The organism is Sphingomonas sp. LaA6.9 (assembly GCF_022601895.1).
Classification (GTDB): Bacteria; Pseudomonadota; Alphaproteobacteria; order Sphingomonadales; family Sphingomonadaceae; genus Sphingobium_A.
This window is the reverse complement of sequence record NZ_JAKVIO010000065.1, coordinates 1-15,978: the sequence shown is the minus strand read 5'-3', so window position 1 is coordinate 15,978 and position 15,978 is coordinate 1. Positions and strand designations below refer to the sequence as shown.

Annotated in this window: 17 protein-coding genes and 1 pseudogene; 13 read left to right on the top strand and 5 right to left on the bottom strand. The window is 64.9% G+C overall.

The features are described from left to right. Positions 1 to 270: 270 nt before the first annotated feature. The 11 genes and pseudogenes from MKI88_RS20320 to ccoS form a co-directional block, all read left to right on the top strand. Positions 271 to 1,401 carry a PAS domain S-box protein gene (locus MKI88_RS20320; RefSeq protein ID WP_348636291.1) on the top strand — a complete coding sequence of 377 codons (1,131 nt, stop codon included), beginning with the start codon at positions 271 to 273 and terminating at the stop codon, positions 1,399 to 1,401. Between the two features lie 4 nt (positions 1,402 to 1,405). Continuing rightward, positions 1,406 to 2,053, top strand: a complete 648-nt coding sequence (locus tag MKI88_RS20315; protein ID WP_241633375.1) for a response regulator transcription factor — start codon at positions 1,406 to 1,408, stop codon at positions 2,051 to 2,053. A 228-nt stretch (positions 2,054 to 2,281) separates the two neighbouring features. Further along, the gene (locus MKI88_RS20310) at positions 2,282 to 2,935 is read left to right on the top strand and encodes a Crp/Fnr family transcriptional regulator (RefSeq protein WP_241633374.1); all 654 of its coding nucleotides are present in this window, start codon (positions 2,282 to 2,284) and stop codon (positions 2,933 to 2,935) included. Positions 2,936 to 2,954: 19 nt separating this feature from the next. Next, on the top strand, positions 2,955 to 4,628 hold the full coding sequence (gene ccoN, locus MKI88_RS20305; RefSeq protein ID WP_241633373.1) for a cytochrome-c oxidase, cbb3-type subunit I: 1,674 nt from the start codon (positions 2,955 to 2,957) through the stop codon (positions 4,626 to 4,628). 12 nt (positions 4,629 to 4,640) lie between these two features. After that, positions 4,641 to 5,375: a cytochrome-c oxidase, cbb3-type subunit II gene (ccoO, locus tag MKI88_RS20300; protein WP_241633372.1), complete on the top strand. Its 735-nt coding sequence runs from the start codon at positions 4,641 to 4,643 to the stop codon at positions 5,373 to 5,375. Further along, positions 5,372 to 5,533 carry a cbb3-type cytochrome c oxidase subunit 3 gene (locus tag MKI88_RS20295; protein WP_241633371.1) on the top strand — a complete coding sequence of 54 codons (162 nt, stop codon included), beginning with the start codon at positions 5,372 to 5,374 and terminating at the stop codon, positions 5,531 to 5,533. The genes ccoO and MKI88_RS20295 overlap by 4 nt, the downstream gene beginning before the upstream one ends. Continuing rightward, the gene (ccoP, locus tag MKI88_RS20290) at positions 5,526 to 6,464 is read left to right on the top strand and encodes a cytochrome-c oxidase, cbb3-type subunit III (RefSeq protein ID WP_241633370.1); all 939 of its coding nucleotides are present in this window, start codon (positions 5,526 to 5,528) and stop codon (positions 6,462 to 6,464) included. The genes MKI88_RS20295 and ccoP overlap by 8 nt, the downstream gene beginning before the upstream one ends. Further along, on the top strand, positions 6,451 to 7,899 hold the full coding sequence (ccoG, locus tag MKI88_RS20285) for a cytochrome c oxidase accessory protein CcoG (RefSeq protein WP_241633369.1): 1,449 nt from the start codon (positions 6,451 to 6,453) through the stop codon (positions 7,897 to 7,899). Before ccoP ends, ccoG begins: the two co-directional genes overlap by 14 nt. Next, entirely contained in the window at positions 7,899 to 8,363 is a 465-nt protein-coding gene (locus tag MKI88_RS20280) for a FixH family protein (RefSeq protein ID WP_241633368.1), read from the top strand. The genes ccoG and MKI88_RS20280 overlap by 1 nt, the downstream gene beginning before the upstream one ends. Then, complete coding sequence (locus MKI88_RS20275; RefSeq protein ID WP_241633367.1) at positions 8,360 to 10,483, top strand: heavy metal translocating P-type ATPase; 2,124 nt, start codon at positions 8,360 to 8,362, stop codon at positions 10,481 to 10,483. Before MKI88_RS20280 ends, MKI88_RS20275 begins: the two co-directional genes overlap by 4 nt. Continuing rightward, a pseudogene (ccoS, locus tag MKI88_RS20270) lies at positions 10,480 to 10,626 on the top strand (cbb3-type cytochrome oxidase assembly protein CcoS); the annotation flags it as partial. The gene MKI88_RS20275 and the pseudogene ccoS, both read left to right, overlap by 4 nt. 55 nt (positions 10,627 to 10,681) lie before the next feature. Here the strand turns inward: ccoS and MKI88_RS20265 are convergent. After that, complete coding sequence (locus MKI88_RS20265; RefSeq protein WP_241633366.1) at positions 10,682 to 11,338, bottom strand: OmpW family protein; 657 nt, start codon at positions 11,336 to 11,338, stop codon at positions 10,682 to 10,684. Positions 11,339 to 11,474: 136 nt separating this feature from the next. Between MKI88_RS20265 and hemN the strand changes: the two genes are divergently transcribed. Then, positions 11,475 to 12,788, top strand: a complete 1,314-nt coding sequence (gene hemN, locus MKI88_RS20260; RefSeq protein ID WP_241633365.1) for an oxygen-independent coproporphyrinogen III oxidase — start codon at positions 11,475 to 11,477, stop codon at positions 12,786 to 12,788. Beyond that, complete coding sequence (locus tag MKI88_RS20255) at positions 12,778 to 13,008, top strand: hypothetical protein (protein WP_241633364.1); 231 nt, start codon at positions 12,778 to 12,780, stop codon at positions 13,006 to 13,008. Before hemN ends, MKI88_RS20255 begins: the two co-directional genes overlap by 11 nt. On the opposite strand, the gene MKI88_RS20250 is transcribed toward MKI88_RS20255, so the two are convergent. The 4 genes from MKI88_RS20250 to MKI88_RS20235 all read right to left on the bottom strand — a co-directional run. Further along, positions 13,005 to 13,625, bottom strand: a complete 621-nt coding sequence (locus tag MKI88_RS20250; protein ID WP_241633363.1) for a response regulator transcription factor — start codon at positions 13,623 to 13,625, stop codon at positions 13,005 to 13,007. The two genes, MKI88_RS20255 and MKI88_RS20250, sit on opposite strands and share 4 nt — an antisense overlap. Then, complete coding sequence (locus MKI88_RS20245) at positions 13,622 to 14,758, bottom strand: PAS domain S-box protein (protein ID WP_348636290.1); 1,137 nt, start codon at positions 14,756 to 14,758, stop codon at positions 13,622 to 13,624. Before MKI88_RS20245 ends, MKI88_RS20250 begins: the two co-directional genes overlap by 4 nt. 362 nt (positions 14,759 to 15,120) lie before the next feature. Further along, positions 15,121 to 15,396: an HU family DNA-binding protein gene (locus MKI88_RS20240; RefSeq protein ID WP_241633362.1), complete on the bottom strand. Its 276-nt coding sequence runs from the start codon at positions 15,394 to 15,396 to the stop codon at positions 15,121 to 15,123. A gap of 202 nt (positions 15,397 to 15,598) precedes the next feature. Next, the coding region (locus MKI88_RS20235; RefSeq protein ID WP_241633361.1) for an amidohydrolase family protein at positions 15,599 to 15,978 on the bottom strand (380 nt) is incomplete at its 5' end.

The window sequence follows — 15,978 nt, the reverse complement described above, 5'->3', positions numbered from 1 at the left end:
GATCGAAAATTCGCTTCTTCTGCGCGACGCGCTGAAGGCGAAGAAGATTCCGGTTGAAACCCATTTCTTCGCCGAGGGCGGCCATGGCTTCGGTCTGCGCAAGGCAGCGGGCAAACCCGCGGCGATCTGGCCCGAACTCTTCCTGAACTGGGCACGCCATCACGGGCTGCCAGGCTGACCCGTCACGACCGGCAGGCAGCGGTTCCAGTATCTGGCGAATTGCTGTAACAGCCGGGAATGTCCAGCGATGCCCGGTGCGCCCCAACTCCGATGACGTCGGCTGAATCCCAGGATGTTCAGGCGAGCGAGGCACTGCTGCGCTCGATCCTCGCGACGGTTCCCGATGCGATGGTGGTGATCGACACCGACGGCGCCATCATCGATTTCAGCGCCGCCGCCGAACGGATGTTCGGCTATGCGCGCGCCGATGTGCTGGGACGCAACGTCAACATATTGATGCCCTCGCCCGATCGCGAACGGCATGACGGCTATATCGAGCGCTATCTGAACACGGGCGTGCCGCGGATCATCGGCATTGGCCGCATTACCGTTGGCCGGCGCGCGAACGGCGAAACCTTCCCCATGGAGCTTTCGATCGGCGAGGCGCGCACCGATCACAGCCGTGTGTTCACGGGCTTCGTCCGCGATCTGACCGAACGCCAGCAGGCCGAGATCAGACTCAAGGAGCTTCAGAACGAACTCGCCCATGTCTCGCGGATCAGCGCGATGGGAACCATGGCATCGTCGCTGGCGCATGAACTCAACCAGCCGCTGACCGCGGTCGCCAACTATCTCGAGGCGGCGCGCGATCTGCTGGCCGAGCCCGGCGTCGAAGACATCGCGATCGTGCGCGAAGCGCTCGACGACGCCGCCAGGCAGTCGGTACGCGCGGGGCAGATCGTGCGCGGTCTGCGCGACTTCATCGGGCGCGGCGACACCGAAAAGCGGATCGAGAGCCTTGGCCGGCTTGTCAGCGAGGCGAACGCGCTGGCGCTGATCGGCATCCGTGAAATGGACGTCGACGTCGATATCCAGCTCGACCCACAGGCGGACCGCGTGCTGGTGGATCGCGTGCAGGTCCAGCAGATTCTCGTCAACCTGATCCGCAACGCACTCGAAGCGATGACAGAGGGCCCGAAACGGCTGCTCACCATTCGGACGCGCAGGATATCGCACGATCAGGTGCGCGTCAGCGTGGCCGACAGCGGTTCGGGCATAGCGCCGGAGATTCGGGAGCGATTGTTCCAGCCATTTCTCACGACCAAGGACGATGGCATGGGGCTCGGGCTCTCGATCTGCCAGACGATACTGGAAGCACAGGGCGGGTCCATCTGGGCAGAAGCCGCACCGGAGGGCGGGACGATTTTCAGCTTCACGCTTGATTGCGGGGAAATGGAGTAAAGCGATGGCAGCCAGGCGGCGGGTCTATCTCGTTGACGATGAGGAAGCGATCCGGCGCTCTGCCGGATTCATGCTGAGGACGTCAGGGTTCGAGGTGGAAAGCTTCAGTTCCGGCGCCGAGTTCCTGAAGGAAGCCGCGCGGCTGGAACCGGGCTGCATTCTGCTCGACGTCCGCATGCCCGTGATGGACGGCCTGGAAGTGCAGAAGGTGCTTCGCGCGCGAGGGATCACGATGCCAGTGATCGTACTGACAGGGCATGGCGATATCTCGATCGCGGTCAACGCGATGAAATGCGGCGCAATCGAGTTCATCGAAAAGCCGTTCGAGAAGGCGACGCTGCTGCGCGCGATGGAAGAGGGGTTCGCGTGCCTCGAACGCGCGGATCGCAATGACCTGCGTGCCTCCGAAGCTGAAGTGCGGTTGAAAGCGCTCACGCCGCGCGAACATGACGTTCTTCAGGGACTGGTGCGCGGCCACCCCAACAAGACGATCGCCTACGATCTGGGTATCAGCGCGCGCACCGTGGAGATCCACCGCGCCAACCTGATGACGAAGCTGGCGGTCCACAGCCTGTCGGAAGCGCTGCAGATCGCCTTCGCCGCGGGACTGGGTGATGCCCCGCCGATCGCGAGCGAGACCGTGACGCGGTAGCGCGCGGCCCGAGGCGTTCCAGGAAAATCCGACTAACCGCTTGACCTAGTACATTCCCGTATATCGTCTCCGCGTGTCGCGGCTCCAGAGAGCGCGGGCGAGGCGTCGCCCGCCGCACGAGTCTTTTTGGGGGTCGAAATGTATCTGGGTGCCAAGTCAGCGACCGATAGCGGTCCCGCCGCACCGCTACCCGTGCGCTGCGCCTTCTGCCCCGTTCGCCGTCAAGGCATGTGCGCCGCGCTCCCGGACGATGCGCTGCGCGGTCTTTCCGTGTTTGCGCGACGGCGGAAGCTGGAAAAGGGTCAGACGCTGCACTGGGAAGGCGATGCCGTGCCGCTTGCACTCGCAGTTGTCACGGGTATGCTCAAGCTTGCAAGTACGGCGCAAGACGGCAGCGAGCAGATTGTCGGGCTGGTCGGCGCAGGCAGTTTCGTGGGCAAACCGCTTGGAGGCACCACGCATGAGCGCATTACAGCGTTGGACGACTGCGAACTCTGCGTTTTTCCCGCCGATTTCTTGCGCGACTTCGTCGCGATGCATCCGGAGATGATGGCGGTGTTGTTCGAGCAGGCTATCGCCGACCTCGACAGCGCCCGGCGCTGGATGAGGCTGCTCGGTCGCGGGTCGGCAAGCGAGCGGGTCGCTGCGCTGCTGGTGGAAATGGCCTCGCGCCGACCGGACGAGACGCGGCACCGGCTGCCGCTCAGCCGCAGCGAGATGGCCGATTTCACGGGACTGACCATCGAAACCGTCAGCCGCCAGCTTTCCCGGTTTCGGCACGCCGACATCATAGCATTGCCATCGCGCGACAGCTTCGAGGTGCGCGATCTTGAAACGCTGACACAAATCGCAGGCATGACTCCGGGATACGGGCTGCACTGAAAGCAGGGGAAATGATGACATGGACAGCTTGCTGATCAAGACCGGAGGATGGCTCGCGATCGCGCTGATGGCGCTCGTCGCCGTCGCACTCGCATCCGATCCCGGTTTCGCGGTGCACATGACGATCATCGGCGTGGCCGCGCTCGTCGCGATGTGGGTCGGACTCAGCCGTACCGATTATTCCGCAATCGCCCGGGGCGTATTGAAAATGCCGGTCGACGAGGGGCGCTATGACGACGACCCCATTCGCTGGGGTGTCATCGCGACGGTATTCTGGGGTGTGGTGGGTTTCCTTGCGGGTCTCTTCATCGCGCTCCAGCTTGCCTTTCCCGTGCTCAATCTCGGCCTCGAATATACGACCTTCGGGCGGTTGAGGCCGCTGCACACATCCGCGGTGATCTTCGCGTTCGGCGGCAATGCGCTCATTGCCACCAGCTTTTACGTTGTCCAGCGCACCTGCCGTGCCCGGCTGGCGCTCCCCGGCCTCGCGCGCTTCGTGTTCTGGGGATATCAGCTCTTCATCGTGCTCGCGGCGACGGGCTATCTGCTCGGCATCACGCATTCCAAGGAATATGCCGAGCCCGAATGGTATATCGACCTGTGGCTGACCGTGGTCTGGGTCGCCTATCTGGCGGTGTTCGTCGGCACGATCCTGAAGCGCAAGGAGCCGCATATCTATGTGGCCAACTGGTTCTATCTGAGCTTCATCATCACGATCGCGATGCTCCACCTCGTCAACAATCTGGCGATGCCCGTCAGCCTGTTCGGATCGAAGAGCTATTCGGCGTTCGCGGGCGTGCAGGATGCGTTGACCCAGTGGTGGTACGGCCACAATGCGGTGGGCTTCTTCCTCACCGCGGGCTTCCTCGCGATGATGTACTACTTCGTGCCCAAACAGGCCGAGCGCCCGGTCTACAGCTACCGGCTGTCGATCATCCACTTCTGGTCGCTGATCTTCCTCTATATCTGGGCCGGTCCGCACCATCTTCACTACACCGCGCTGCCCGACTGGGCGCAGACGCTGGGCATGGTCTTTTCGATCATGCTGTGGATGCCGAGCTGGGGCGGCATGATCAACGGCCTGATGACGCTCAACGGCGCGTGGGACAAGATCCGCACCGATCCGATCATCCGTATGATGGTGATGGCGATCGCCTTCTACGGCATGTCGACCTTCGAAGGGCCGATGCTGTCGATCAAGGCGGTCAACAGCCTGTCGCACTATACCGACTGGACGATCGGCCACGTTCACTCCGGTGCGCTCGGTTGGAACGGCCTGATCACCTTTGCCTGCGTCTACTACCTCGTGCCCCGGCTCTGGCACCGCCCGCGCCTTTACTCGCTGCGCATGATCAACTGGCATTTCTGGCTCGCGACCGTGGGGATCGTCCTCTACGCCGCCTCGATGTGGGTCGCAGGCATCATGCAGGGGCTGATGTGGCGCGAATATGGGGCGGACGGATATCTCGTCTACGCCTTTTCCGAGGTCACCGCGGCGATGCTGCCCATGTACCTGATCCGCGCGGCGGGCGGCGTGCTCTACCTCGCCGGCGCGCTGGTGATGGTGTGGAACGTCTGGATGACGATCGCGGGGCGCCTGCGCGAGGAAAAGCCGATGACCGATGCGGCCTTCGATCCCGACAAGGATCGGCCGATCGCGCCCACTGCCGCCGCTCCCGTTCCCGCCGAATAAGGATCAAGAAAAATGGCGAGCAAATTCTTCGACCACAAGAAGATCGAACGCAATGTCACGCTGCTCGGCGCGCTGTCGCTTGTCGTGGTGGCAATCGGCGGGATCGTCGAGATCGCGCCGCTGTTCTGGATCGACAGCACGATCGAGAAGGTGGAGGGGGTGCGCCCCTACACCCCGCTCGAGCAGGCGGGCCGCAACATCTATGTGCGCGAGGGCTGCTACAACTGCCACAGCCAGATGATACGCCCCTTCCGCGACGAGGTGGAACGTTACGGCCATTACAGCCTGGCGGCCGAGAGCATGTACGACCACCCCTTCCAATGGGGATCGAAACGCACCGGCCCCGATCTGGCGCGCGTCGGCGGTCGCTATTCGGACGAATGGCACGTCCAGCATCTGAAGGATCCGCGCGCGGTTGTCCCTGAATCGATCATGCCGCCCTATGCCTTCCTCGCCGAGCGCGACCTGAAGACGGGCGACATGGCGCAGCATCTGCGCGCGCTGTACCGGGTCGGTGTGCCCTATGACGAAAAGGCGATCGCGGCCGCCAATGACGACCTGCGTCACCAGGCCGATCCCGACCATGACTCTGACGGCTTCAAGGCGCGCTATCCCAAGGCGCAGGTCCGCGATTTCGACGGCAATCCCGGCAGGCTGACAGAGATGGACGCGCTCGTCGCCTATCTGCAGATGCTCGGCACATTGGTCGATTTCGAGGCCGCCGCGCCGCAGGAGCAGCCGCGATGAGCTATGACGCGCTACGCCATTTCGCCGACAGCTGGGGACTGGTCTTCATGGGCGTCGTCTTTTTGACGCTGGTCGGCTGGACCTTTCGCAAGGGGGCGAAGGCCAGCCACGACCGCGCCGCACAGATGATCTTCGACAAGGATCGCGACAATGGCTGAAAAACGCATCGATCAGCCCACGGGCACCGAAACCGTCGGCCATGAATGGGATGGCATCGAGGAGCTGGATACGCCGATGCCGCGCTGGTGGCTGTGGACCTTCTACCTCACGATCGTCTGGGGCATCGCCTATACGATCGCCTTCCCCGCCTGGCCGATGATCAGCAGCGCGACATCGGGCGTGCTCGGCTGGTCGAGCCGCGCGGAATTGACCCGAGAACTCGATGCGCAGTCGACCAGGCGCGCGCCGATCACGCAGGCGCTGGCGACCATGTCGGTCGAGCAGCTCGCCGCCAACCCGCAGTTGATGCAGGCCGCGGTCGAAGGCGGGCGCGCCGCGTTCAAGGTGCACTGCGTCCAGTGCCACGGATCGGGCGCCGCGGGATCGAAGGGCTATCCCAACCTCAACGACGACGAATGGCTCTGGGGCGGCGACATCAGGACGATCGAATATACGATCACACATGGCATCCGGAATCCGGACCACGACCAGACGCGCATCTCGCAGATGCCCGCCTTTGGCAGGGACGGTATATTGAAGCCCGAGGAAGTCGCGGACCTCACCGCCTATGTGCGCACGATATCTGGCCAGCAAAAGCCCAATGCAGCGGCCGCGCGCGCGACAAAGCTGTTCGCGGATAATTGCACGGTCTGCCATGGCCCCGCGGGCAAAGGCGACCGCAAGCTCGGCGCGCCCGACCTGACCGATGCGATCTGGCTCTATGGCGGCGACGCCGACAGCATTGCGACAACGATCACCAACAGCCGCAACGGCGTCATGCCGCGCTGGGGCGAAAAGCTCGACCCGGTGACGGTGAAGATGCTCGCGGCCTATGTCCATTCGCTCGGCGGCGGCGAAGCGCTGCCAGCGGCGCAAACCGCGCAGGCCGAACGGAAGGGGGGCGCGACCAGGCCCGATGTCCAGCCCTGAAGACCTGAGCGCCTCGCTCTACGAGAAGCGCAAGGGCGTCTATCCCAAGGCGGTGGACGGTCCCTTCCGCCGCTTCAAATGGGCGGTGATGGCGGTGACGCTGGCGATCTACTACGTCACGCCCTGGCTGCGCTGGGATCGCGGCCCCTATGCGCCCGATCAGGCGGTGCTCGTCGATCTCGCCAATCGCCGCTTCTACATGTTCGCGATCGAGATCTGGCCGCACGAATTCTATTATGTCGCGGGGCTGCTCGTGATGGCGGGGATCGGGCTGTTCCTCGTCACCTCGGCGGTGGGCCGCGCATGGTGCGGCTATGCCTGCCCGCAGACGGTGTGGACCGATCTCTACCAGCATGTCGAGCGCTTCATCGACGGCGATCGCAACGCGCAGATCCGGCTGGCGAAGGCGCCATGGGGGCCGGCCAAGATCGGCAAGCGGCTGTCCAAATGGACGGTCTGGCTGCTGATCGCGGTGGCGACGGGTGGCGCATGGATCTTCTATTTCGCCGATGCGCCGACGCTCGCTCGCGATTTCATTGCGGGCGACGCGGCACCCGTCGCCTATGCCACCGTCGGCGTGCTGACGCTCACCACCTTCGTGCTTGGCGGCTTCATGCGCGAACAGGTGTGCATCTATATGTGCCCCTGGCCGCGCATCCAGACCGCGATGCTCGACGAGAAATCGCTGATCGTCACCTACAAGGACTGGCGCGGCGAACCCCGCACGCGCGGCGTCAAAAAGGCCGAGGACGGGTATCTGCCGACGGGCGACTGCATCGACTGCCTGCAATGCGTCTCGGTCTGCCCGACGGGCATCGACATCCGCGAGGGGCCGCAGATCGGCTGCATCACCTGCGCCTTGTGCATCGACGCGTGCGACAAGGTGATGGAACAGGTAGGCCGCCCGCGCGGACTGATTGATTATTGCACCGTCGACGATGCCGAGCGCGAGAAAAAGGGCGCGCCGCCACGTCCGGTTCTCAAGACGCTGCTGCGCCCGCGCACCATCGCCTATTTCACGGTCTGGGCCGGGATCGGCGTCGCCATGCTGTTCGCGCTCGGCGCGCGGACGCGTGTCGACATCAGCGCGCTGCAGGATCGCAACCCGATCTATGTCCGACTTGCCGATGGCACGATCCGCAACAGCTACACCGTCAAGATCCGCAACATGCAGGCACGGCCGCGCCCCATGGAAATCGGGATCGACGGGCTCGCGGGCGCGGTACTCTGGTCAGAGAACGGCGCGCGCGAAACTGCGGGGCGTTCGGTCACAGTCGATGCGCCTGCCGACAGCGTGACCAGGGTCCGCGTCTTCGTGGCGGCTGGCCCAGATGGGGAGCAGCGAAGCCCGTTCAATTTCACCGTCCGCGCAACCGATTCCGAAGGCGGCAGCAGCGCTGACGACACCCAGTTCGAAAGGCCGGAGTCAGATTGATGCCCGCTCCCACCCACCGTTTCACCGGCTGCCACATGACGATCATTCTGGTGACGTTCTTTGCGGTCGTCATCGGGGTCAACCTGATCATGGCGCGCTTCGCGATCGGCACCTTTGGCGGCACGGTCGTCGAGAACAGCTATGTCGCCAGCCAGAAGTTCAACGGATGGCTCGAACAGGGACGGCAACAGCGCGCGCTTGGCTGGACCATCTCGCTTGCGCTCGACCCGGCACGGCATATCGCAGTGTCTTTGAGCGACCGGCACGCGCCGCTCCATGACGCGCGGGTCAGTGCGGTCGCGCGCCACCCGCTCGGCCGTGCGCCGAGCGTCGCCCTTGCCTTCGAAACCGTCGCGCCCGGCGAGCTGCGCGCGGTGGAGCCGCTGCCCGCAGGGCGCTGGCAAATCCAGCTGCTCGTCGAACGCGGTTCCGACCAGCTTCGCCGCATCGAGACGGTGCAGTGAACGCGCCCGGCTCGCCTCCCGCGCGCGCCACGCCGCTGGCGGAGACATTGTTCTCGGTTCCGTCGCTGCGCTGCGCGGGGTGCATCTCCAGGCTCGAGGACGGTCTGGCTCAGGCACCCGGCATCGCTGCGGCGCGCGTCAATTTCACCGCAAAGCGCGTCACTGTCGCGCATGATCCCGACATCACGGTGCCCGAACTGATCGGCGTGATCGGCCAGCTCGGCTTCGAGGCGCAGCCGCTCGGCATCGCGCAAACCTCCCGCGACGGCGAAAGCGGCACGCTGCTGAAGGCGATGGCGGTCGCTGGATTCGCCTCGATGAACATCATGCTGCTCTCGGTCTCGGTCTGGTCGGGGGCCGAAGGCGCCACGCGCGATCTGTTCCACTGGCTTTCGGCGCTGATCGCACTTCCGACGGTCGCCTATGCCGGCCGCCCCTTCTTCAAATCGGCCTGGGCGGCGCTGCGCCACGGCCGCACCAACATGGACGTGCCGATCTCGATCGGTGTCGTGCTGGTGAGCGCACTCAGCCTGTTCGAGACCATCGTCAGCGGCCCGCACGCCTATTTCGACGGTGCGGTGATGCTGCTCTTCTTCCTGCTCGTGGGGCGCTGGCTCGACAGCGTCATGCGCGACCGCGCGCGCGACGGCGTGACCGCCCTTCTGAAGCACACCGCGCCCGGCGCGCTGGTGCTGAAGAAGGACGGTGGCACCGAATGGCGCGAGGCGCAGGCACTCGCCCCGAATATGCGGATGATCGTGGCAGCGGGTGAGCGCCTCGCCGCCGATGGCGTGATCGAAAAGGGCGAAAGCAGCTTCGATCGCGCGCTAATGACCGGAGAAAGCGCGCCGCAGCGTGCGGGACCCGGCGACAATGTCCTTGCGGGCACGCTCAATATCGACGCACCCGTCACCGTACGCGTGACCGCGGCGGGGCCGGATACCGCGATCGCCGACATCGCGCGGATGATGGAGAATGCGGGACAGTCACGCTCGCGCTATGTCCGGCTCGCCGACCGTGCGGCGCGGCTTTATGCCCCGGCGGTCCATACTCTGGCCGCGCTCAGCTTTGCGGGCTGGATGCTCGCGGGCGCCGGCTGGCACGAGGCGCTGCTGATCGCGGTCGCGGTGCTCATCATCACCTGCCCCTGCGCGCTTGGCCTTGCGGTTCCGGCGGCGCAGATCGTTGTCGCGGGCTCGCTGATGCGCGCGGGCGTGCTGATCAAGGACGGCTCGGCGCTCGAGCGCCTCGCCGAGGCCGATCGCGCGCTGTTCGACAAGACGGGGACGCTGACATTGGGACGCCCCGACCCCGAAAATCTCGCCGAACTGACCTGGCAGCAGAAATCGGTGCTGCTCGGCCTCGTCCGCGCGAGCCGCCACCCCTTGAGTCAGGCGCTGCGCCGCGCGATCGAGGACGAGGGCATCGTGGCCGCCGAGGTCGACGACATTGCCGAAACCCCAGGCATGGGCCTGAGCGGATGGCTGTTCGGCAAGGCGGTGGCGCTTGGCCGCGCCGACGATGCGGGCGACGCGATGGCGTGCCGCTTCGGGATAGAGGGTGAAGGCGCGGTCACGATCCGCTTTCGCGACCGGCTGCGTCCGGGCGCGACGCAGCTGCCCGATGCGCTTGCGTCGCTCGGCATCTCCACGTCGATCCTGTCGGGCGACCGTGCCGCTGCGGTCGCGCCCGTTGCGCGCGCGCTCGGGCTTACCGCACAGACGGGCATGTTGCCCGAAGACAAGCTCGCCGCCATCGCGCGGCTTTCGGCTACGGGCGCGAGGGTATTGATGGTGGGCGATGGCCTCAACGACGGCCCTGCGCTGGCTGCAGGCCATGTCTCGATGGCGCCCGCCTCGGCAAGCGGTGCGGGGCAGAACGCCGCCGACGCGGTGTGGCTGGGCGACTCCATCGCGCCCGTCCCCGTCGCAATCCGCGCCGCGCGCCGGACGATGCGCGTGGTCCGCCAGAATTTCGCGATCGCGATCGCGTATAATGTGGTGGCGGTGCCGCTCGCGTTCATGGGCTATGTCACGCCGCTGTTGGCGGCACTGGCGATGTCGGGTTCCTCGCTGATCGTCGTCGCCAATGCGCTGCGCTTGAGAACGGCTACGCGATGAGCGGACTTGCGCTCCTGATCCCCGTCGCTTTGCTGCTCGGGCTTTCGGGTCTCGCCGCATTTTTCTGGGCGATCCGCAGCGGCCAGTTCGACGATCTCGACGGTGCCGCGCTGCGCATCCTGATCGACGAGGACGAACAAAAGAACGGGGCGGATCACCAGGAACCGCCCCGCAGTCGGGAGGATCGTTCGGGCGGGGTCAGAGCCGGAAGCCCAGCCCCACACCAAAGACGAGCGGATCGAGACTGACGCGCACCCTCTGCGTGCCCGCGGCGGTGGTGCGCAGCGTAGCGGTTGTGTCGATATCGAGATATTTGACGTCGAGGTTCAGAAAGAGCGTCTTGCTGAGGTCGACGTCGACGCCGACCTGTCCCGCCCAGCCCCAGCTATCGGACATGGATACGCGTGTCGGACCCACCGCCGCTTCGAGTGCGTCAGAGGCGTCTTCCGAGTAGAAGGCGGTGTAGTTGATCCCGGCGCCGACATAGGGCCGCACCGGGCCGTCGGGAATCGGGTGATATTGCGCCGTCAGCGTCGGGGGCAGCACCCAGGTCGAGGCGAGCTTGCCGATGCCCCCCGTTGTGCCCGTGCGCCCCGAAGCCGCGTGCTTCGTGGTCGCCGCGATCAGCTCGAAGCCGATATGGTCGGTCGCCATGTACGTCACGTCCACTTCGGGCATCACGCTGTCGTCAACTTTCACCTCCTCGCCCGGAAAGCCGGGGAGGATGCTGCCCGAGCTTTCATTGGGCGCGACCATGATGCCGCGCAGACGCAGATAGACGTCCCCCGCCTCGGCCTGGGCGGGTGAGGCGGTCATGCCCAGGACCAGCAACGCGATTCCAACCTGATTCTTCATGCCCCCAATGTCCTTGTCGCTATTCTCAACATGGCATGGGGTTGCATCGGATGGCGTCGCCAATCCTTGATCCACAGCAATGAATGTTTTGATCCAGATCAAGGATCAGCAGAGGCGCGCCCGCTAGCCAGACGACATGTGGAGCTATCATCCCGAACTGCTCAAAACGCCCGTGCCGCGCTATACGAGCTACCCGACCGCCGCCGAATTCAGCGACGGCGCCGGTGCACCCGAAATGAAGCAGGCGCTGGAGGCGATCGCGCCCGAAACACCCTTCTCACTCTACGTCCATATCCCCTTCTGCGAGCAGATTTGCTGGTATTGCGGCTGCAATACGGCGGCGGCCAACCGCCTCGACCGCGTCGCCGCCTATCTCGACGCGCTCCACGCCGAGATCGGGCTGATCGCGACGCAGCTTGCCGGGCGTGGCGCCATCACGCGGATCGCCTTTGGTGGCGGCAGTCCCAATGCAATAGCGCCGGACCAGTTCCTGATGCTGGTCGAGCGGCTGCGCGAAGCGTTTCGCTGCAAGGACGCGCCGCTCTCGGTTGAGATCGATCCCCGCCACTTCTCGCAGGAATGGGCGGGAATGCTCGGCGCGCTCGGCGCGGGTCGGGTCAGCCTCGGCGTCCAGACCTTCGCCGAACATGTCCAGCGGGCGATCGGACGCGTCCAGCCGCAGGAGATGATCGCTGACGCCGTGCGATGGCTGCGCGCCGCGGGAGTCGGATCGATCAATTTCGACCTCATGTACGGCCTGCCCGAACAGTCGCTCATCGACCTAGCGGAAACGCTCGACACCGCGATCACCATGGCGCCCGACAGGATCGCGCTGTTCGGATATGCGCACGTCCCGCACCTTGTCCCGCGCCAGCGCCGCATCGATGGGAGTGCGCTTCCCGATGCGCGGCTGCGCTTCGATCAGGCGATGCTGGGACATCGCATGCTGACCGATGCCGGCTATGCGGCGGTTGGTTTCGACCATTTCGCGCGCGCAGGCGATGCGCTTGCACGCGCCGGGCGCGAAGGCGCCCTGAAGCGCAATTTCCAGGGATTCACCGACGATGACGCGACGGTTCTGATCGGCCTTGGCGCGAGCGCGATCAGCAGTTTTCCCGATCGCATCCTGCAGAACGAGAAGAATGCGGGCCGCTATCGCATGCTCGTCGGCGCCCGACGGCTCGCGCAGACGCGCGGCGTGTTTCGTTCGCATGACGACCAGAGGCGCGGCGAAATCATCGACGCGCTGCTTTGCGGGGGCCGCGCAGATATCGCCGCATTCCCCGATATGGCCGCGCGGCTTGAGCCCTTTGCGGCGCGCGGTCTGATCGAAGTCGAGGGTACCGGGCTGCGGATCGCGCAGGACGGCACGCCTTATGCGCGTATCATCGCCGCGCAGTTCGACAGCTATCGATCGCCCGATGCGCGACGGTTCAGCCATGCGCTCTAGCTGGGCCGCGCTTCCAGCGATCGGTGCCGCGCTGATGCTGGCCGTGCCAGCGGGCGCTGCGCAGACGGACATATTGATCAGTGTCTGCACGGGCGACGGCATTCGCCTTGTCGCGTTGGCGCACGAGCCCCCCGAAGGTCAGAGCAAGCATAATTGCCAGAAGGCCTGCCACGCACTCTGCGACCGGAAAAAGGGCACGCGCAAGGGTACGCAGCGCTAGCGTGCAGCCGATACCGCATTCGCCGCGAACACGATGCGGAGCGCTTCGGACAGGCTCTTGACGTCGAGCTTCGCCATGAGATTGGCGCGGTGAATCTCGACCGTGCGCGGACTGATCCCCAGATCATGCGCGATGGTCTTGTTGGGAAGGCCGTCGACGAGCCCGTTCAGAACGTCACGCTCGCGCGGCGTCAGCACGTTGAGGCGCGCCTCGGCATCGTGCGCATGCGTCTGCGCACGACCGGCCGCCGCGAGTCTAGCCCAGCCCTGCTCCAGCGCCGCAATCATCGATGCCTTTTCAAAGGGCTTTTCCAGAAAATCGACGGCCCCCGCCTTCATCGCGCGGACGGCGATCGAGATATCGCCATGTCCGGTCATGACGATGACGGGCATCGTGATCCCAAGCGCACGCAACGCCAGCTGTGCATCGAGCCCGCCGGTTCCTGGCATCCGCACATCGAGCAGGATGCAGCCCGACGTCAGATCGGGCGCCGCCTTCAGGAACGCGTCCGCCGAATTGAAACTCTCCACGACGCACCCGCTGGTGCGCAGCATGAAGCTGGCAGATCGCCGGATCGCGTCCTCGTCATCCACCAGATAGACGCGTCTTTCCATCATTGGCTTCCCCTTTGCGCCTCGACTACGGGCAGCGTGAAATGAAAGGCGGTGCCGCCGATCCGCGATCGCTCCGCCCAGATGCGCCCGCCCTGTGCTTCCACCATTGTCCGACAGATCGAAAGGCCAAGCCCCATGCCCGTGGCCTTGGAACTCCGAAAGGGCTCGAAAAGGCTTTGCACAATTTCACGCGACAGACCGGGCCCACTGTCAGCGACAGTGACACGGACGCGCCCGTCGCCATCTCGTCGCGATTCGATCTCGAGCCTTCGAACCGCCGATTCCTCCATGGCTTCGATCGCATTGCGGATCAGGTTCAAGAACACCTGCTGCACCTGTATCCGGTCGACGAGGACGAGATCGACCTCCGGATCGAGCGAAACGCGCATTTCGATGCCCTTGGGTCCGGCGCCGAGCAAAGCGAGTGCGTTGGCTTCATTGACGAGTTTCTTCAGGCTCTCGACACGCTTCTCGGCTTCGCCGCGCGCGATGAAGTCGCGCAGCCGGCGGACGACCTGCCCCGCGCGAACCGCTTGCGCTGCTGCTTCATCCAGCGCTTCACCGAGCACATCGGGGTCCTGTTCCCGCCGGGCGAGCAGATCCCTTGCGGCCTCCATATAATTGGCAATGGCAGTGAGCGGCTGGTTGAGTTCATGCGCAAGCGCTGCGGCCAGCGAGCCGACCGCGCTGATGCGCGAGACATGCCCGAGTTCATCCTGAAGCTCGTGCAGCCGGCATTCGGTGGCCTGCCGTTCGGTCAGGTCGCGGATGAACCCGGTGAACACGCGCCCCTCGGGCGCATCGGCCTCGCCGACCGCGAGCTCGATCGGGAACGTCGTGCCGTCGCGGCGGCGCGCGGTCGTGACGCGCCCGATGCCGATGATACGGCGCTCGCCGGTGCGCTTGTAGCGATCGATATAGCCATCGTGCCGCTCGCGGTCGGGCGACGGCATCAGCATGCTGACATTCTCTCCGACCACATCGGCCTCGGCAAAGCCGAACATGCGTTCGGCCGCGCTGCTGAAGGAGAGGATCTGCCCGCGATCATCGATGACCACCATCGCGTCGGGGATGGTCGCCAGAATGGAGCGGAGATGCGTCTCCGCGAGCGTTTCCTTGTGAGTCTTCGCGTCCATCGTGCTGCTAGTGCGTCGCGGCACCCGGCAATGCCTCGCCGTTCGCTTGCTGATGGTATCCCTGTCGAATGCGCAAAAGGATGGATGTCATTGGCCGGTTCCCGCAACGGTCAGACATCAAGATTATAAGATCGCCATGGGGCCGTAATTAGGTGACTTTACGGAGGGCTACCTGTTGTATTCTACCGGAAACCGCGGGGCCATGCCCTGTCCACCCTGGCGAATATGTGACGATTTACGGGCAGCGATCGCGGGTGACCGCCTTTCGCTTGAAGCGCTGCCAGAGCCGGAGGGCGTTGTCGCGGCGGTCTGGCCGAAGCTCGAAGATTTAGGGAGAGGACCGAAGTCCTCTCCCTCTTGGATCAGCCGTTCAGCTTGTCCTTGAGCCCCTTGGCAGCCGAGAAGCCGAGCTTGCGCGAAGCGGCAATCTGCATGGCTTCGCCCGTGGCGGGATTGCGACCCTCGCGCGCCGGGCTGTCCTTGACCTTGAACTTGCCAAAACCGGGCAGTGAAATCTCTTCCCCCTTGGCGGCCGCGTCGCCGATCGCAGCGAAAACGCCGTCAACGATCTTCTTCGCGTCTGCCTTGGACAAACCGTTGCCGTTTGCAATGATGTCAGCGAGGTCGCTGTTGTTCATTTTATTCTCCAGTTCACGCCGATGAGCCGGCGTGCTCTTCAGGTACGAAGGCCGAAATACCGCGTCAATCCGCCATCTTCCATTCCGGCCCTACAAAACGCCTGGCGGAGGGAAAGAATAGCGGGCAGTTCCGATGCCGTCCGGCATTATGCGACCATCCGATTCACACGGAAGGCAGACCGGGATCGGCACCTGATCCTGTTCAGGAACAGCGATGACGCAGCACAGCACCGGCCTTGGCGCCGGTGTGCTTGCCGCCCGCGATCGTGACAACGCCGTTGACGACCACCGTTTCGATGCCCGTCGGCGACGCGGTGGGCTTGTCCCAGCTCGCAACATCGTCGAGCTTGTCGAGATCGAAGACGACGATATCGGCGCGCATCCCGTCGCGGATCAGCCCGCGGTCGGTGAGGCCCATGCGCTGCGCCGGCCAGCCGGTCATCTTGCGCACCGCATCCTCGAGCGACAGCACCGGGCGGCGCTTCACATATTCGGCGATGATGCGCGGGAAGGTGCCATAGGCGCGTGGGTGCGGCAGGCCGAGCGCGTCGACCTCGCCCGCCTTTTCGGACGCTGCGGCGT